This window comes from Isosphaeraceae bacterium EP7, assembly GCA_038400315.1.
GTDB lineage: Bacteria > Planctomycetota > Planctomycetia > Isosphaerales > Isosphaeraceae > EP7.
Window position 1 is genome coordinate 1018184 of sequence record CP151667.1, and the last position, 18772, is coordinate 1036955.

An 18772-nucleotide genomic window follows, 5' to 3' on the forward strand; every position below is an offset into this window, starting at 1 on the left:
GCGTCGTTCGACGACGCAGCCACTCCGGGCGCAGAGAAGGCGGGAATGGCCCGGCCGCGGGCGTCCCGGTCCGACACCGAACACCGGGACGAGGCCCGCCCGCCCGAAGGCAGTCAGGCACAGAATCCCCGATCCGGCTCGCCCCCGTCGTCCCTTCCTTGGGACCGCGGGGCCCTCATCGCTGCGAGTCGGGATTGGGCCACAATTCGTTCATCCTGTCAACGTGACAGGGCGAGGATGCCGGGGGGCCACGACACTGGCTCAGTGGTAGAACACCGGGCCCGCTCCGTCGCCGCCGGCCAGGCGGGCGCGCTCCTGGTCGGCAGGCAGGTAACGCGAGCCGATCGAGAAGAAGATCGAGCCGAGCGCCAGCATCGGCACCAGCGTGAGCATCCCCACGATGAGGTTCGTTGGGCCCGCAGGAGAGGGGACCGCGCCGGCACCCACAGAGGTCAGCCAGATGCCCAGGCCCGAGCCCGTGATCGAGGGCTTCCCGAACAGGTCGGAAAGGAAGCCGATCATCAGCGGCGAGCTGATGTCGCCGAAGAGATGCATCAGGAAGATGCTGATCGCGTAGCCCGCCGCGCGGCGATCGGCCGGCACGACGTTGGCCGTCACCGTGTTGCAAGGGCCGAGTACCGACGACATCACCACCGACGCGAGGAACAGCAGACTCAGGCTCGCCACCCTGTTCGGGTCCATGATGGCGCCGATGCTGAGCGGCAACGCCAGCGCCACCGCCGCCCCTCCCCAGATCATGTAAGCCCGGCGCATCCGCCGCTGGAGTCGATCGGCCCCCCAGGTGCCCAGGCCGATTCCGACCGCGCCGCCGAGCCCCATCAGAACGCCGATGATGCCCGTCTCACCGGGCGACATCCCGCGGACCCGCTGGTAGAACACCGCGCCCCAGGCGGCGAAGGCGCCCGTGGCGAACGTGACGGCGGCCAGGCCCGCCGTGTTGTAGACGAAGCTGCGGGTCTTCAGGATGCTGAGATATTCAGGCCAGCCCGGCTTTTTTGAGCTGTCCGATCCGGCGGAGCCCCCCCGGCCCGGGTCGTGGATCACGAGCGCGGCCAGCGACGCGGCAAGGCCGGGGAGGCCAACGATCCAGAAGGCGTGGCGCCAGCCGTAATGCTCGCCGACCCAGCCGCCGATCCCGTAGCCGACCGCGCCGCCTAGCGGCAGAGCCATGAAGTAAACGCCCATCGCGCGACCCCGCCATTTCGGCGGGAAGAGGTCAGCAAGTAAGGTCGGGGCCAGAATTCCATAACTGGCCTCGCCGATGCCGAGCAAGGATCGCCAGAAGAAGAGATGGCTGAAGTCGGTCGCGAACGAGGACCCGACCGTCGCCACGCTCCAGAGCGCCACGCCGAAGGCCATCAGCCGTCGCCTGTGGTAGCGGTCGCCCATCCAGCCGACCAGCGGCGACGCCAGCGTGTATACGATCATGAATGAGACGTCGAGCCAGCCCAGGCGCGTGTCGTCGAGGTTCAGGTCGCGGGCGACCAGCTCCTTCACGGAGAAGAACACGTAGCGGTCCACATAGTTCAGCAGGTTCATGCCGAACAGGACGGCGAGAGCGAACAAGGCCGCTCCCCGCGAAAACGCGGGCGTGGAGCCCGCCATCGGCCCCCGGGCTTCGAATTGAACGGGTTGCATCAAGGAGGGTCGCCAGGGCCAGCTCGGGGGGACATCCGCGAACGAGCCGGCATTCTACGCCACTGCCCCGCCCCCGACGAGTCGACCCGCCGGAGGAGCCTCCGCGTTCGGATCAGTCTCGCCTTGGCCGCGTGCGTTCCATCGGCTCGGCGCGGAGGAACAGGAGCAGCTCGGTGGTCGAGGGAACCGTCCCCGGCAACCGCAGGTTCATGAACCCGTTCTTGTTCGGGTGGAGGATGCCCGGCAGGATTCCGGCCGAGATCATCAACGTCTGGTTGAGCGGCCAGGCCTTGACCGTCTGGCTGAGGCGGGTGCCGCAAACCTCGGGCACCTCGACGGCCGCCTCGTTGGGCCCGACGTCGCGTGCGGCCAGCACCCGGGTCGAGTGCAGCCGGCGAACCGTGTTCGCGGTCAGCTCGATGGCGGCGTCCACGGCGTCGCCGTCGTAGGTCAACAGCGGGCTGATCTTCAGCTCGATCCCCTCGCGGATCGCCTCGGCCTTTGGCTGCGCCCCGAGCGCCGCGCCGCTGTCTCGCTGGAGGCTGCCGTTGTAGGTCTGCGAAGTGAACCGCTCGAACGTGAGGGTCTGGCCGTTGATGAGCTGGATGGTCTGGTCGGCCAGGTTGAGGAACCCGGGGGTGTCCTGCATCCGGGTCACAAGTTGAGTGGCCACGTCATGCGGCACGGTCCAGAGCCGCTGTCCCTGGGGGCCGGTCCCGATCAAATTCAGGCGGGCGAACTGGAGGTAACGCCAGCGGCTATCGCCGGCGGCGACCATCTGGACGCGCAGGGAGAGGATGTCGAACTCGGCCTCGGTGAACCGCTCGACGACCTCCTGGACCTGCTTGAGCACCTTCTCGGAGTGGTAGGCGGCCACCCGGGCGCGGCTGGCGCTTAGGGCGGCGATCTTGTCGTCGTGCCAGGGCCCGACCTCGGTTCTTCGGAAGACCCAGTCGACGATGGCCGACTGCGGCGCCGTGGCCTTGTGGGGAAGGGCTGTGTATCGCTTGATATCGAAGGTGCGCCAGTGCCGGCCGCCGTCGGTGCCGAAGTCGGCGGGGGGCTGGTCCTCGGTCGCGGGTTCTTCGGCCGTGTCTGCGTCGAGATCCTCGTCGACTGGGTCGCCCCGCTTCACCTTCTTGCGCGGCTCGTCGAGCTGGTCGGTGTCGTCGGAGACGGCGCGAATGCGGCCCGCCTTGGGCGACCCTGCCTTGCGCGGAGAGACCTGCTGCCCCAGCGCCCGGAAGGGAGCCAGTCCGCCCATGAGCATCGTCAGCCAGAGCGCCGAGCGTCGGTTCATCGCCGGGGGCCTCCTTGCCCAGATCCATCCAAGATGCCGTCTCCACCGACCCCGGGGAGAATCCTCCGCCCCGGTTTCAACCGGACCCTAACAGACCCCCAGGGATCGCTCAACCCCAATGCATCCCCGTCTTGGAATGCGACAATCGGGACGGGGCCGCCGCCCGGGTCCCGATCGTCGCTCGTGGTTGCTTCCTGGGACCGATGTCCGGTGGTCGCCTTATTTCGCCTCGATCTCACGCAAGCGAGCCTCGCTCAAGGTTTCGCTGTGAAGGTCACCAAAGAGGGCTGCATAGGTCCCGTCGTCGAGCTTCCAGCGGAGGAGGATCTTGTCCTTGTCCTTGGGACCGACGGACTTGCCGTGATAGGCGGCGTCGGAGTTTTCCCGCAAGATCACGTTGAGGTGGCCGAAGCCCATGCCGGCTTCCCGGATCAGCACCGACCTCTTGTCGCGGATTTGCTCGTCTGTCCTGGGCGGGAACTCGGCGAGCCCGCTCAGCTTGACCATCTCGTCGCGGGTCACGTCTCCGTAGACCATCTTGCCACGAGGATAATGCCCGCCGCTCAGCACCGCATAATTCGAGAGCGCCTTCGTCAGGTGGCCGATCTGCTCGGCGAGCGAAGGCGGCTTCGGTGTCGCATCGGTGTAGCCTTTAGGTGGCGTCGTATCGAACAGCCCGGGATCGATGGGCTGATTCCATCGGAAATTGTCCTCACGAATCAAGATATTTTGGCCTGATGTGTTCGTAGTGAAGAGCACGAGGACAGGGAGGCTGGATCGCGAATCGACCCAAATTTCGACGGGGCCGGGATAGGAGTCCGGGTCGATTTTTTTTGCATCGATGACGAAGCCGATGGCCGGCTTGCCGTCGATCTTCTTGGTGCCGAGCTGCCGGTCCGCCTCCCCCGAGTATCGGGCCAATTTCGCCATGACGAAGAGCGGAGAAACATAGCCTCTCCTTGGGCTGACACGGTCGTAAGTCTTCCTCCGGCGGTCGAGCCTGAGGCCTGGCCGATCGGAAGGCAGGATTTCCAGGGAATCTTGAAACGCCGGATCCTTGGAATCAGTCACGTAAGAATTCGGCGCCTGCCATGTGATCTCATCCCTGTGAAGGACTTGGCCCCGCGTTGCGACGGGCTTGCCCGGCTCTTGGACGGGCACCAGTTCTAACGAGATCAACATTTGGTACGAGGTCGCTTGTCGGATGCTCTCCGTAACCTTCTCCAGAGCGAACGCGGGCTTCGCGGTCATCCCCAACCAAAGCATCACGACCGCAGCCGCGGCCAGGACTCCAGTCCCGCTCAATGCAAATCGTTGTCTCATCGTCAGCCTTCCTATCCAGTGTGAAAGTTGACACTTGGCGACATGACGATGTGATGCTCGGATCGTCGGCAGGTTGGCGAGTAGCCGCCCGCGAGCCTCGTCGTGGCCCGGCTCGAACCGGGAATGGGCCTCGTCGAGCTCTCGGATGAGCGACTGCATCGCCTCGACCGCGGCCCGGCAGTTCGGGCACGAGGCCAGGTGCGGGCTTTCTTCGAACCCAAGAGCGATCTGCGCGAGCTGTTCTTGCGAGGGGCAGGCCATTGGCTACGCCTCCTTCTCGGCCCGGCCGACGTTGGCCGCAAGCCGGGCGATGGCCCGGCTCAGCAGCGCATAGAACCCGGATCGCGACAGCCTCAGGAGCGTTGCCGCCTGCCCTGCGTCCTTCTCTTGCAGGTAGAACGCGTGGATGGCCAGACGTTCACGCTCGGGAAGGCAAGCCAGCCCGCGAGCGACCGACTCGTGTTCCTCGGCGACTTCGAGCGACCCGTCCTGATCCGGATCGGACCAGGCTTCGGGCGATTCGGAGCCGGGGAACCTGAGCCGGTCGCGGCGAGAGGCTCGCCGACGCTCTCGCGCCACTTGCCGGGCGATCCCAACAATCCAGGCTCCGAACCGATCCGGTTGACGCAGCCGGCCGAGGTTGCGGTAGGCCCGCAGGAAACAGTCCTGCGTCAGATCCTGGACGGCCGCATCGCCCCTCGCCGAGCCCTGAAGGACGGCCCGGACGAGGCGCGCGTAACGGTCGTAGAGGTCGCCGAATGCCTCGGCCTCACCCTCCAGGACCCTGGCCACCAGAGCTGCATCGGTCGGATCGTCGTTGCCCATCGTCAGCAGAGTAGTGGCCGCGACGGGCGAATCGTCCAATTCTTGTCGATGATTTTCGGAGAGGAGTTCGTCGCGGCGATGAGACCCGGCGATGGCCTCCCGCTTCCCGTCGTCGCAGCTGCCAACTCAGAGCGGCGAAGAGAACGGCTCGGCGGTGACGGGTTCGGGGCGTGGTTTCGCTTCGATGGCTGCTTCAGAGGATGCAGGTGCGACGGCAGCGGCTGCGGGCTGGGTGGTTCGCTTCCTGGAGACGATCCGGCGCCGTTTGGGAGGGTCGAAGATGGTCCAGATCAAGGTGCGGGACTTCAGGTCGTCAATGTAGGCGGTCGACAGGACCTTGACCTTCTCTTCGAAGACCGTGCGATGGATGGACTTGTAGACCTCGGAGAAGGGCCGGGGGCCGGCCGCGCGGCGACTCTCGACCCGGACGATGTGCAGCGAGTCGGGTGCTTCCAGGATGGGGCTGATCTGGTTCAGGGGGAGCCGTTCGAGGGCATCGTTGACCGGCCCGATCAGGTATCCACCGGGGGAGGTCTCCCAGAGGCCTCCCTTGGAGGCGGTCACCCCCTGGCTCTCTGCGGTGGCAAGCTTGGCGAAGTCTTCCCCCTTCGTCAGGCGGTCGAGGAGCGCCTCGGCCTTGGCCTTCGCCGTGGCCCGATCGGGGAACTTGGTCGTGTCGACGACGACCTCGCGCCAGGTAATCAACGCCGGCTGTTCATAGCTTGCCAGGTGTGCGTTGTAGTAGGCCTGCATCTCGGGCAGGTCGACCTTCATCTTGCCCGCCAGCTTCTGCCTGAGGGTGGTCTGATAGAGCAGGTTCTGGCGGAACGTCTCGTACATGTCGTCGAGCGACTTGCCGCCCTCTTTGAGCTTCTGCTTGAGCTCGGGCTCGTCGACGGCCTTGTATTTGGCCAGGAGCGGGGTCAGCTCTTCCTCGGACCAGATCTTGCGGGCGTATTCCTTGAACGCTTCCTTCTGCTTGGGAGACTTCAGCTCGCGCTTGGTCTCCTGGAGGACCATGTTCCGCTCGATCATCTCCTTGAGGATCATCGCGCCAATCTCGCGCATCTGCTCGGGCGGGGGCCTCTGCTCCGCGGAGACGGCGAGCAGGCGCTCGGTGATGAGCGTGTTCAGCTCATGCATGGTGATGATCTCGTCGCCCACCCGGGCGGCGGGCCCACCGGCCGGGAAGATCCCTTCCAGGTCGATCTTCGGCTGCTTCATCACCACGGCGGCTTCGGTCGCCGACGGGATCGCGGTCGCGGACGCCTCGGGCGGAGCTGAGGTCGGCACGACGGCCGGGTCGACGGGAGACATGCTTGTCTTGGCGTCGGGCAGTGGCGCCGCCGCCGTCGGCTCCGGGCCAAGAGGCGGAAGCGGCTCTGCGGCCGCGGCCAGGGGCTCGGCGGGCATTGGCGCGGGGGCCTGGACGGCTTCCAGGGGCGCAGGTGTGGGCGAGGCCACGACAGCGGTTGCGCCGGGCGCCGTCCGCCCGGGGGCCGTGCGGAATTCCCCCTGGATGGCGTTCTGGATCGGCGTCAGCTCGCCCATCTCGGCCGACGAGCCACCCTGCTTGAGTGGGCCGGGCATGGCCGATCGCGATTGAGCACAGCCGGACATCGTGGACAGTGCCAGGAGCACCGTGGCGAGTCGCCGATCCATCGGCTGTTCCCTTCCGTGGTCCGATCCGTCCCCTCCGTTTCGCATCGGCCCGTCGATCGGGCCGGTGCGCGCGGGGTCCTTCCCGGTCGGGGCGGAGGCTACCCGCACCTCACTCGGGCCGCAAGAGCGATTTCAACGCATGCGCGATCGCCGAGGCACGCGGCTTCTCGTCCAGCGGCACGTACGCCGTCCGGTCGTCCACAACCCGGATGTGCCCCGGATGCCTGCGGGCGAGGGCTTCAATGCGCCTGGCGCTGTGATAGGTCAGCACGACGTAGCCGTCCTCGACATGCACCCGGCCGATCTGCCAGTGCTCGGCCATGATCCGCAGCTCGACCTCGCGCAAAAGATTCTCGCCCATCAGCGGGATCGGCCCGAAACGGTCGACCAACTCCTGCCGGAAGTCGGCCAGTCGCTCCAGGGTGCGTGTCCGACCCAGGCGACGGTACAGCTCCACCTTCTGCTTCGGGCCCGGCACGTAATCCTTGGGTAGATAGGCCCGCCAGCTCAGCTCGACGGAGACGTCCGAGGCGACCTCTTGCGGCTTGTTGGTCATCGACCGCACGGCGCTCTCCAGCAGCGAGCAATAAAGCTCGTAGCCGACGCTCTCGATATGCCCCGACTGCTCGGATCCCAGGATATTGCCGGCCCCTCGAATCTCCAGGTCACGCAGGGCGATCTTGAACCCGGCACCGAGCTCGGTGTACTCCTCGATCGCCTTCAGTCGCTTGACGGCATTCGGAGTCACGGGCCGGTCGGATTCGAGCAGCAAATAGGCATAGGCACGATGCTTGTACCGGCCGACTCGCCCCCTCAGCTGGTGTAGATCGGCGAGACCGTACTTATCCGCATCATTGATGAAGATGGTGTTGACGTTGGGGATGTCCAGGCCGCTCTCGATGATCGTCGTGGCCAGGAGGACGTCGAAGTCCTTGCGCAAAAATGAGATCATCGCCTTGTCGATCGCGTCGCCGGCCATCTGGCCGTGGACGATGCCGACTCGGGCCTCGGGCACGATCGAACGGATCCGATCGGCGATGGTCTCGATATCGAAGACCTTGTTGTGGACGAAGTAGACCTGGCCGTCGCGGTTCATCTCGCGGCGGATGGCCCGCTTGATCGTCTCGGCGTCGAACCGGAGGATCCGGGTCTCGATCGACTTGCGGTCGGGCGGGGGTGTCTCCAGGTTGGAGATGTCGCGGATGCCCAGCAGGCTCAGGTGAAGCGTGCGCGGGATGGGCGTGGCGGAGAGGGTCAGCACGTCGACGGTCGTCTTGAGCGACTTGAGCCACTCCTTGTCCTCGACGCCGAAGCGTTGCTCCTCGTCGATGATGACCAGTCCCAGGTCCTTGAAGGAGACGTCCTTCTGGACGATCCGGTGGGTGCCGATCAGGATGTCGACGCCTCCCGCGGCCGTGCGCTTCAGGGTCTCGCGGATCTTCGCCTTGGGCCTGAAGCGGTTGACCACGTCGACGGTGACGGGGAACTCGGCCATCCGGCCGCTGAAGCTGCGGAAGTGCTGCTCGGCCAGGATCGTGGTCGGCACCAGGATCGCCACCTGCTTGCCGCCGTCGACCGCCTTGAAGGCGGCGCGCATGGCGACCTCGGTCTTGCCATATCCCACGTCGCCGCAAATCAAGCGATCCATCGGTCGGGGCATCGCCATGTCGGCCTTCAGGCTCTCGATGGCGGTGAGCTGGTCGGGGGTCTCGGTGTACGGGAAGGCCGCCTCGAACTCGGCCATGTAATGGCCATCTTCTGCGGGAAAGGCGTGGCCCGGCTGGCTGGCGCGTGCGGCCTGGATATCGATCAGCTCGCCGGCCAGGTCGACGACCGCCTCGGCCACGCGTTGCTTGCGCTTCTCCCAGCTCGACGTGCCGATCTTCGACAGCGGGGGCTCGCCCCGGCCGCCGCCGACATACTTCTGCACCAGGTCAACCTTGGCGATCGGGATGTACATCTTCGTCTTCTCGGCGAACTCGAGCACCAGCGTCTCTTCGCTGTGGCCGGGTCCGCGCTCGACGAGTTGCAACCCTCGATAGCGGGCGATCCCATGGTTGACGTGGACGACCAGATCCCCCTCGTTCAAGTCGAGGAAGCTGTCGATCGCCCGGCTCTCGTATCGCCTGCGCGTGGTCGACCGCCGCACGTCGGTCCGGGCGAACAGCTCGTGGTCGCCGATGACCAGCGTGCCGGCGTCGACCATCCGGAACCCCGACCGGATGCGGCCGACGGTCAGGTACAGCCGCCCTTCCTCGGCCAGCGTGGAGTCGGCGAAGACCTCGCGCAGCCGCTGGACCTCGGCCGGGTTGTGGCAGGCGATCAGGACTCGCTCGCCGCCGGAGGCCCCTTCCAGCTCAGCCTTGACCTTGGCCAGCTCGCCCGAGAACCTCTCGACACTCTCGATCCGCAGGTGGCAGGTCGTCTCCAGCGAGTCGGCCGCCAGGGTCGAGAGCGTGACCGAAGGCCGCTCGATCAGCCGGGCGAAGGTCGACTCGACCGTAAAGTGGCCACGCGGGTCCTCGACGCGGGCGAGGTATTGCTTGCCTTCTTCGCTGAGGTCATTGGGTTCGAGCAGCGCGATCCAGGTCGCCGCGGGCAGGTAATCGATCAGGCTGGCGGTCGCGGCCGAGCCGGGCGCCAGGTCCGGGGCCGCGGCGGTCAACTCGAAGGAGTCGTGCTGGCCGAGCGAGCGCTGGCTCTCGACGTCGAAGGGGCGGATCGACTCGACGTCGTCGCCGAAGAACTCGATGCGGACGGGGTCGGGGGAGTCGGCCGCGAAGACGTCCAGGATCCCGCCGCGCAGGCTGAACTCGCCGGCAACCTCCACGACCTCGGCCCTGGCCATCCCGTGGCCGACGAGCCAGGCGGCCAGTTCTTCGACGGCGATGACGTCGCCGACCTTGATAGTCCGGGTCACGCCTGCGAGGGCCTCGCGGCTGGGCACCGGCTGGAGCAGGGCGGCCATCGGCGCGACGACCAGCTTGGGGGGCAGTGCGCCGGCCAGCCGTTTCAGGACTCGCAGTCGACTGCCGCCGATCTCGTCGCCCGCTGCGGCCTGCGGCGGTGAGCCTTCCCAGGCGGGGAACGACTCGGGGCCGACTCCGGCGAAGGTGCCCAGGTCCTCGCGGAAGTCGTCGAGGTCGCCGACATGGGGGATGACCACAAGCAGCGTCGACGGGGCCTCGCGGCCGACGGCCGCGGCGACGAGCGGGCCGGCCGAGCCCCAGGCCCCATCGAGCGTCCCCCCCCGGTTCTGGCGGAGGGCATCGATTACGCCGGAGAATCCCGGAGCACCTCGGATCAATCCCGTGAGGTGCTTCAGCTCCGTCGCGGGGGCCGGCTCGGCCGTCTTGGTCTTGCGCATAAGCGTCGGGTCGGACCGGTGGCGACTGGACGGCGCGGGCGCCGACCCTTTAGGTCTTATCCCGCCTATTCTAGGCAGATGCGTCGCCGACGGCCAACGCCCGGCTCGGCTGGCTTCGTCTGGCCGACGCCGGAGCCGGCGGAACCGCCGCCTCGGGGCCATCCCCACGCCCGGGGGACGTCGAGGCCGACGATCGCGGGACCGCGGGGCGTTCCAGGTCCTGAGTCAGCACCCAGGCGAGGTCGAGCGGGTCGCAGGGCCAATCCAGGCAGGCCGAGGCTCCCCTGCGGCGAGCCTCTCGCACGGTTGTCCGGTCGGCGAAGGCGAGCAGGCAGATGACACGGCGGCCGGCCGATTGGCGGGCGAGGTCGTCGGACCAGCCCGGCTCCAGAGTCGGCACGTCCCAGAGGGCGGGCAGGCCGGGGGGCACTTCGAGCCAGTCGCGGCAGGCGATGGCCAGGGCGCCAGCCGCCTCGACCAGCTCGACCAGAATCCGGCGCACCTCGAAGTCGGTGCTGACCACCGCCAGTTGCCGGGCTGGGGCGATGGAGGTGGCAGGAGCCGGGTTGCTCAGTTGTCGGGCGAGTGTCGACGCGGCGGTGGCGTCGGTGAGAATCAGGTCAACGTGCCGCGACCAGCGTGCCAGCTCGACCGACTCGGCGTAGGCTCCCGCGACGAGGATCACCCGGGGGCTGCCAGGGCCGCGAAGAACGACGATCCTGCGGAGGTCCGACTCGGTCAGCGTCGACCGATGGATCACGATCAGGCGTGCCGACTTGCAGGCCTGCGGCCAGGTCTGGGGCAGGTCTCCGGCGCAGTGCCAGCGAGCCGCAGCCGAGGGGAGCGCCTCCGCCAGGTCGCGGACCCAGGGGTCTCCCAGGTCGCCGATGAACCAGGTCGATCGCTCGGTCGCGTCCATTTTGTCCGCCCCCTCGCACTCGTTCTGGACCCGGGAGAGCATGCCCCCCAAACCGATCGATGTCCAGCCCGAACGCACCCACGGGCCGACTTGCCTTCACCCCAACGCCTCTCGCCGTTATGATCGCCACGCCGCCGGCCCGGTCGTCGGCGGCCTGGGAGTGTCGATGGACGATTACGTCTTCCGTTATCAGCCGATTTGCTCCGCGGAACGCTGCGGGGAGAAGGCCCTGTTCAAGGTGGCCGCCCCCTGGAGCGACGGCACCAGCCGTGAGCTGAAGAATTACGGGCTGGCCTGCCAGACGCATCGAGACCTGGTCCTGGCCCGGGCGCAACTCCACCGCCACGACCTGGCCCTGGCCGAAGGGGAGACCATCGGCCCGGTCGGCCTGTACCACCTGGTCAACGGCAGCCGCGACGCTGAGCTGGCCCGACTCCCCGATCGGGCCCACTGAACTTGCCCCGATTTCTCTCCGCCGATGCCCCGCCGGGAAGGAACCCAGGCCATGACCGGATCTCGCACGACGCCCCTCTGGGCGCTGAGGCTCGCCGCCGTCATGGGCCTGATCGCCCTGACCCTGGGGGCCGCCCCTGCCGACGACCCGTTCCGCGACATTGAGCTTCCCGACGCCTGGGAAGCCCGCTTCTGGGCCGATCCCGGCGTGAAGGCCCTGCTTGCGATGGAACCGAAGGCCGTGACCGATCTCGTGCCTAGGCAGGCCGGGTTCCGCTACGCACGATGCCCGGCCTGCGACTCATCCGAGGCCGAGGACACCCTGCAATGGTCGAGCGAGCACCCCGAGACCCTCGCCTGCCGCAAGTGTGGTGAGAAGTTTCCGAGTGAGAAATTTCCGGCGAAGGTCGACGCCAAGATCCCGGAAGAGACCATCGAGGTACGTCGTGGGATCCTCCACCGCTACCCCTACCACTCCGTCGAGGCGGTCAAGCAACGCTACCCCGACGAGCGGATTTACCTGGCTGCCAAACGCGATTACGAGGTCCGGGAGTTCCTTGCCAAGGCCGCGCTCTATGCCGCGGTGCGCAACCGCGAGCAGCCCGATCCCAAGCTGGCCCGGCTGGCTTGCTTGATCCTCGTCCGGTTCGCGCAGGTCTATCCCGACTATGCCGTGCATTATGACCAGCCCGGCGAGCCCAAGTTCCTCCAGCCGGCTGACATGACGCCCCCCTATCGGCGCGGCTATCGCTCGGGCAAGTGGGACTGGAGCGGGGCGCTCGATGTCCCCCTGAATCTCCTGATGGCTCACGCCCTGGTCCGCGCCGATCCCGCGATGGCCGAGGCCGGCCGCACGCTGGGCGTGCCCTCACCGGCGACGGTCGTCGAGCGCGACCTGTTCCTCGCCAGCGCCCGGTTTGTGGCCAATCAATCGGAGGAGTACGACGAGAACTCGCTGCAAGCCTATCGGGGGCTGTTCGCGGTGGGACGCCTGCTGGGAGATTCGAGACTTCTGGCCTTGGCGGGCACCCGGCTCGACGGATTCATGCAGCTCGGCTTCTATCACGACGGATTCTGGCGCAACGGCGACCTGAACGGGCATCGCCGGGTGGTCGCCCTGCTGGATTCCTGGATCGCGCCGATGCTTCCCGGAGGGGGGGCCAAGGCGCCGGGAACTGGGCGGGTGCCGATGCTCGATTTGGCGCATGTCGCGGGGGCGATGCCGCTGAGCAACCCCGCCGCTGCGGAGGTCCAGCTCGTCGCCTGGCCCGTCGTTCCGGCCGTCGACTTGCCGCGCAAGGCGGGGCTCCTGGGCGGCGCCGGGATTGCTCGCCTGGCCCTGGGCGACGCCGGATCAGGGCTCGACCTGGAGTTGAGCGGCCTGGGCAACTGGGGACGGCCCGCCTCGCACCGGCTTTCACTGAGGCTGGCCGTTGGGGGTCGGATCGTGCTGGGCGACCTGGATGAGCTGCCCCCGACACGCGACGGGCTCGACCTGGCCACTGCCAGCCACAACGCGGTGATCGTCGACGGCCTGAACCAGCGCGAGGACCCGATGACAGCCCAGACCCGGGCGCCGGGGGGTTCCGTCCGATTCTTCGCCGCCGACGAGGATTTCCAGGTCGCGTCGATCGACGACCCGGCTGCCTATCCCAAGTCGACGACCCGCTATCGCCAGACCATCGTCGCCTCCTCGACCCCGTCGGCTCGCTACGCCGTCTCGATCTTCGAGGTCCACGGTGGCCTGCGGCACGACCAGTGGTTCCACGCTGCATCCGGCCTTGCCGCCCGCTGGGAGACCTCGGTCCCGCTCGAACCCGGCTCCGAAACGCTCCTGCCGGCCGGGCTGACCTATCTGCCCAATGCACTTGCCGAGGATGGCCGCTGGTTCGTGCAGGCCTATGGAGCCTTCCAGCCGATCGGCCGGGGATTGGCCGATCGCCCCTGGACGGCCCGACTCGACGCGCCGGGGGGCGCATCGGTGCGGCTGCACATGCTGGGCGACCTCCCCGGCTCGGTCATCACCACCCAGAGCCCAGACCCTTCCCGCGCGGGCGACCCCTCCGGCTCGATGCGGCCGTCCCTGATGGTCAGCCGACGATCGGCCGACGGCTCGACCCTCAAGAGCACATTCATCACGGTCTTCGAGCCCACGGGCGGAGCTTCGACCCTCAAGCGGGTCGGCCGGGTTGAGGCCGGGCCCGATGCCGCAGTCCTGGTCATCGAGACGGCGCAGGGGACCGAGCACCTCGTCGTCAACCTGACCCCAGGCGGCACACGCTCGGTCACCCTCGCCGACGGCCGCTCGCTGAGCACCGACGGCCTGGTCGTCCGCGTCAGCGCGTCGGGCCTGGTCCTCGCCGGCGGGACATTCGCCGAAACCGACGGTGCCCGCGTCGAGCAAGTCGCCACCGGTGGAACCGTCGAGTCGTCCTCCAGGACCCCGACGGCGGGTGGGCACGGGCGGTTCACGGTCGAGACCGACGACCAGGTGTCGGACGACCTTATCGGACGGACCCTGCTGATTCGACACGGCGACGACGTGACCCGAGGCTGGACGATCTCGGGTGTGACCCCGCTGGACGGGACGAAGCGGCTCGAGTTTGCCGTCCGCGAAGATCCCGGTTTCGCCATCAAGCCGGGCATCCGCGAGGCGCAGTATCACCAGTTTCCCCACGACAGCCATCCCGGCCCGCATGCCTTCCGCGTTGCAAAAATAACACGTCGGGCCGCTCCGCCACGCGGCCAGGATGCGGCAGTCGAGCAGGCCGGATTCGCCGACTCGGTGAAGAACAAGTCTCGTCGTCTTTTTCGATTACGTCGATCGCCCGTGGCGCAAGAGAAGTCGATCTCTGGGCCGGGCCGGCCCGAGACTGCCGCCGAAGCGTCCCCCTGACCGGCATTCTCGAGACTCCTTCATTGACTCGACCGCCGATGCCGATAGACTACTCTTGTTGCCGGTAAAGCAAATTCCAAAGTGCCCCGGGCGACCGAAGCATCGGCTTCGCTTCATATGCTATCTTCCATACCGCCCCGCCTCTCGCAATCGCGAGACGGCGGGGTTTTTTTGCGTCCCCGGGGTTGGCACCGATCATGACGCGGCAATGGAACGGCCAAGGCACCGATTACACGATCGATTGGGCCGGCAGCAGCTGGACGCTGAGGCTTGCTGGGGAGGAGCGTCCCGGCTTGTACCTTGCGGGCCACGATGAGACGCCATGCCTCGTGCTTGCGGGCCTCGCCTCTGAGGGGCGCCTCTCGACGGACCCTTTCCAGGGCACGTCGCTCAGTCGAGTCGAACGCCGCGGGAACCGGATCGAGGCAACCTATCTCCCGAACGGATGGAATGGCCTCAGGGTCAGGGCCGCATGGCAGCCGCACGCTGATGACGCGGTCGACCTCGAGATCACGACCTGGACCCGAGATCCTGAGCCGACCCGATCGTTGGAAGTCTTGCTGGGCGATGCATGGTCGTCGGTCGAGGACGGCCCACGCCATGTCGAGCCCCGCGACCGATTGGCGGCCGGGTCGAGCTACGACGGCCGCGAGTCCAATCTGGTTGGCCTGACCACCGGGCCGGTGCACGGCGAAACGCCCCTCGACCCGCTACCCTCCGAGATTGCGGGCCTGAGCTACGTCGAACTCGTGAGTTCACAGGATGTTGCGCGACGTGTCGGCCGCTGGACGCCGAATCTCGGACTCGCCCTCTTCGGCTTCGATCTGGAGCGTGGCGTGACCTTGCGAGGTCGTATCCGAGGCGTCCTGCTTCAACCTGGCGCGGACCTCGAGTCCAGGATCGACGCCGAGGCCGACCGCTTCTTCCACGAGCCGCCCCCCTTGGGCCGCTGAGCGGCTCAACCCCAGGCCCATCGACCCTCGAACGGCCCGACGGGGAGATCGACGGTCCAGGCGAGGCCGCCGTTTGAGCGATCGAGGATCGGCTCGGCTCCTTCGGGGTCGGACTGCCAGGGGCCGAGGGAAGTCAGGCCGATGCAGGTCAGGTGGATATCCAGGCGAGCAGGGGTGGTCAGGTCCGAGGTGAACGTCAATTGATGCACCGTCCCGCCGATGGGCCGGTCGAATCGATAAGAGATCGGCCCGCACGGAAGCACCTGGGACATTCCGACTTGCGGCCACGAGGGGGGGAGAACCGGCTTGAGGCTGATGACCCCGTCGATTGCGTCGTAGTCGAGCCCGGCCAGATCGAGGATCGTCTCCAGGATCATCCCGTGCAGGCCCCAGACGCCCGCCGTGCCGGCCACGCCCCTGCGGCCGATCTCGCCGACCCGCATCGTCGGCCTGAGCAGCACACCCAGCGGGCCGAGGCGGTTGAGGATGCTGTCGAGCATCGCCAACGCCCGCAGCCAGTATGCCGCCTGGCCGGTCTCGCGGCCGAGTTGGAGCAGGTAGCGGGCCATCCAGAGCGTGGCCAGGCTGGAGACGTCCTGACTGGGGACATCGATCGGGACGCCAGATCGCTCGGGTCGGAAGGGGTCCTGCGACCAGCGAGTCAGCAGGTTCGGGTCGACGGTCAGGGCATTCTTCTTGAGGATCGCCTCGACCGACCGGCGAATCCTCGGGTCGGACGCCGGCAGCAGGCCGAAGGGGATCACCGCGCCCAGGACGCTGATGTCCGTGTCCATCGACCGATCGACCAGCGATTCGGGGCGATCCGTCCACAGCCCTCGGAAGGTTGAGACCCTGCGGGCGTTGAGGAACCGGCCGGAGACCGGGTCGACCAGGCCGGGCCCGGGGTCGCCCGGTGAACTCTCGCGCAGAATTCCTTGCTCCCAGATCCGATCGGCCAGCCCTTCCCAGGCCTCGGCTTGCTCGGCCCGGTCCAGGATCCGGGCCAGGCGAGCCGCGGCGCGGAGGCCGGCGACGGCGGCGCAATTCGAATAGAAGAAGGCGCCGAAGCGGATGTCCCAGATCCCCGCGGAGCTGAGCAGGTTCAGCTCCTCGATCATCCGCAGGCCCGGGTGCGCCGACTCCCCTCCGCAGACCGACGCGGCCTGCTCGATCATCGGCCAGTTGGCCGAGACGAAGCCGAGGTCTCCGGTCCTGCGATAGTGACGTTCCAGGCCCCAGGGGATCATCGCGGTCTGGTCGACGGCCGGGCTCTCCCACTCGGGCCAGCCGTCGATGGTGTATTTCTGATACCAGTACGAGTAGGGTCGGTTCTGGCCTCGCACCCGCGAGAGCCAGCGATAGACCCCGCGGCCGATCTCGGGATGGCCGGCCCGATCGAGCGCGGCGCCGGCGCCCATCGCGTCGCGCGGCCAGCAATAGGCGCTCAGGCCACGGTCGAACCCGGCGGCGATCGCCCCCCACTGGGCGTCGCAGTGCAGGGCGGCGACCAGGGCCGAGCGTCGGAGGTTCACCGCGTAGCCAGGCTTGGGGAAGTTCGGGCTCGGCAGGGGCTCGACGTAGGCGTCCCACTCCTGCGCCGTGGCCTGCTCCACGGCGTCGAGGTCGGCCGACCGGAACCAGTTCAAGGCCGGCCGGAGCCAGTGCTCATAGGTCCCCAGGTCGCCGCGCCAGCCGGTGAACGCGCCGCTGACGAGCAGGTCGACCGTCACGCTTTGCCCGGCCGGCAGGTCGAGCCGGCGGAGCAGCAGCGCCTCGTTGGGGCCGGTCGGCTCGCAATGCACGGCCCCCCGGTCGTCCAGGCCAAGTGAGAACTCGACCGTTGCGTCGCGTGCCAGCTTGCGATTGGCGTGGCCGTGGCCGCGGTTGGAAACGAGCAGCGCGCGATCGCCGTCGTGCCATGAAAGGCCCGGCTCGCCCACGCCACCGTTGACCTCCGCCTGCACGTAGAAGCCGAAGGTGGCCTGGCGGGGCTCGTCGCCGTCATTGAAGACGCGAAATCGCTTGACGTACTGGCCGGGCGACTCGGTGCCGCCCGCGGTCCTGGGCAGGTCGTGGCCCATCGCGACGAAGTCAGTGGCGAGGACCCGGATCGGCCCGTGTCGCCAGGTCAGCTCCGTCATCAAGACATTCGTGGCCCCCAAGTAATGCTGGAACGCGTGCCAGGTGTGGCGCTCGGCGAACCATTCCAGCCGCTGCCCCAGCGCCAGCCCGGCGACGATCGATCGGAAGTTCGACCGGCTCTGCGGCTGCTCCCCCTCGGCCGGCCTGATGTTCGAGTGCAGCCCGACCGTGGGGAAGTAGAGGTCGTACGTCGAGCCTCGGTCGTCGATGCGCGCCGTCATCATCCGGTTGCCGGCCAGCCCCTCGGGGGGGGCCACAAGCACCTCGCCCGTGTCGGTCCGGTCGGGCAGGTTGGGCCGCACCATCGTGTCCTGGTAGGGGCTCGACGTCGTCTCGTCGCCGCCCCGCTTGGCCGAGGCCCGATAGTGCAATCGCGAGCCCACCGCCTGAGGCGGGATCGGCACGTGCCAGAGGCTATTGACCCCCTTGTTCTCGATCCAGTAGGCGGGCAGGGGGCCGACCTCGACGTCGTCGATGGCCAACTCGAGCCAGACCTCCTGCCCGGTCTCGATCGGGTGCGTCCCCACCACGGCCGACGACCAGATCCCCGAGCGGACGGGCCCGCCGTGCCGCCCCTTCGCCGCCGATTCGATCCAGGTCGCAAGCATCAACATCGTCCCTCGCGACGACCCGTCGCGGATAAAGACCGCACCCGCAAGCCCACGACCCTCTCACGCCGGCCGGCGCCCGTCAGTCCGCCTTCATCTCGGTGAGGGCCAGCAGGGCGTCGACCGACTTCGGGTGGTCCCACTGCGCCCCGCCTTCCACCTTGCCGACGATCTTGCCCGCCGGCGAGATCAGGAAGGTCACGGGGATCATCTGGGTGGCGAAAACCTCGGGCATGGAGTCGGCCCGCAGGATCGTCATCCCGAGGTCCCTGCCGGCGAGCCAGCCCCTGAGGACGGCCGGATCCGCGTCGGTGGAGACGCAGACGACGGCCATGTCCTTAAGCTTGGGGTTCGAGGCCACGTTGCTGATCGAGGGCATCTCGGCCACGCAGGGCGGACAGTAAGTGGCCCAGATGTTCAGCAGGATCGCCTTCCCCTTGAAGGCCGAGAGCGACGTGGGCTTGCCCTCGAGGTCTTGCAGGGGCCAGTCGTACTCGGCCATCCTCGACCCCGTCTCGAGGATGAGCTGCGGCGGCTCCAGGTCTCCTGTGGCCTGCTCGGGGCCGAAGAATCGTAGGAATAGCAGCCAGGCCACGACCAGCCCCGCGGCGATGGCCAGCCAGAATGTGTTACTCAAGGGTTGCGGCGTGGCGGTGCTCATCGGC

12 protein-coding genes are annotated in these 18772 nt (G+C 67.7%); 3 read left to right on the forward strand and 9 right to left on the reverse strand.

The window, feature by feature from the left end; all coding sequences use genetic code 11:
• Positions 1 to 261: 261 nt before the first annotated feature.
• The 7 genes from EP7_RS04070 to EP7_RS04100 all read right to left on the reverse strand — a co-directional run bounded on the left by EP7_RS04070 (position 262) and on the right by EP7_RS04100 (position 11055).
• Positions 262 to 1587 carry a spinster family MFS transporter gene (locus EP7_RS04070; protein ID WP_463526311.1) on the reverse strand — a complete coding sequence of 442 codons (1326 nt, stop codon included), beginning with the start codon at positions 1585 to 1587 and terminating at the stop codon, positions 262 to 264.
• A 184-nt stretch (positions 1588 to 1771) separates the two neighbouring features.
• Complete coding sequence (locus EP7_RS04075; protein ID WP_463526312.1) at positions 1772 to 2959, reverse strand: hypothetical protein; 1188 nt, start codon at positions 2957 to 2959, stop codon at positions 1772 to 1774.
• A 219-nt stretch (positions 2960 to 3178) separates the two neighbouring features.
• Complete coding sequence (locus tag EP7_RS04080) at positions 3179 to 4030, reverse strand: LolA family protein (RefSeq protein WP_463526313.1); 852 nt, start codon at positions 4028 to 4030, stop codon at positions 3179 to 3181.
• 516 nt (positions 4031 to 4546) lie between these two features.
• Positions 4547 to 5146 (reverse strand): RNA polymerase sigma factor, encoded by a 600-nt coding sequence (locus EP7_RS04085; protein ID WP_463526314.1) that lies wholly within the window; start codon positions 5144 to 5146, stop codon positions 4547 to 4549.
• Positions 5147 to 5233: 87 nt separating this feature from the next.
• Entirely contained in the window at positions 5234 to 6769 is a 1536-nt protein-coding gene (locus tag EP7_RS04090; RefSeq protein ID WP_463526315.1) for a peptidylprolyl isomerase, read from the reverse strand.
• Between the two features lie 109 nt (positions 6770 to 6878).
• Positions 6879 to 10136 carry a transcription-repair coupling factor gene (gene mfd, locus EP7_RS04095; RefSeq protein ID WP_463526316.1) on the reverse strand — a complete coding sequence of 1086 codons (3258 nt, stop codon included), beginning with the start codon at positions 10134 to 10136 and terminating at the stop codon, positions 6879 to 6881.
• A gap of 70 nt (positions 10137 to 10206) precedes the next feature.
• Positions 10207 to 11055 carry a hypothetical protein gene (locus EP7_RS04100; RefSeq protein ID WP_463526317.1) on the reverse strand — a complete coding sequence of 283 codons (849 nt, stop codon included), beginning with the start codon at positions 11053 to 11055 and terminating at the stop codon, positions 10207 to 10209.
• Positions 11056 to 11095: 40 nt separating this feature from the next.
• Between EP7_RS04100 and EP7_RS04105 the strand changes: the two genes are divergently transcribed.
• The 3 genes from EP7_RS04105 to EP7_RS04115 all read left to right on the forward strand — a co-directional run bounded on the left by EP7_RS04105 (position 11096) and on the right by EP7_RS04115 (position 15357).
• Complete coding sequence (locus EP7_RS04105; RefSeq protein ID WP_463526318.1) at positions 11096 to 11509, forward strand: hypothetical protein; 414 nt, start codon at positions 11096 to 11098, stop codon at positions 11507 to 11509.
• A 51-nt stretch (positions 11510 to 11560) separates the two neighbouring features.
• Positions 11561 to 14404 carry a hypothetical protein gene (locus EP7_RS04110; RefSeq protein WP_463526319.1) on the forward strand — a complete coding sequence of 948 codons (2844 nt, stop codon included), beginning with the start codon at positions 11561 to 11563 and terminating at the stop codon, positions 14402 to 14404.
• A 197-nt stretch (positions 14405 to 14601) separates the two neighbouring features.
• Positions 14602 to 15357: a hypothetical protein gene (locus EP7_RS04115; protein WP_463526320.1), complete on the forward strand. Its 756-nt coding sequence runs from the start codon at positions 14602 to 14604 to the stop codon at positions 15355 to 15357.
• 5 nt (positions 15358 to 15362) lie between these two features.
• Here EP7_RS04115 and EP7_RS04120 read toward each other — a convergent pair whose 3' ends face one another.
• A complete protein-coding gene (locus EP7_RS04120; protein WP_463526321.1) occupies positions 15363 to 18107 on the reverse strand; it encodes a glycoside hydrolase family 15 protein in 2745 nt (914 codons plus the stop codon).
• 82 nt (positions 18108 to 18189) lie between these two features.
• Positions 18190 to 18768, reverse strand: coding sequence for a TlpA family protein disulfide reductase (locus EP7_RS04125; protein WP_463526322.1), 579 nt, complete (start codon positions 18766 to 18768; stop codon positions 18190 to 18192).
• Positions 18769 to 18772 lie beyond the last annotated feature (4 nt).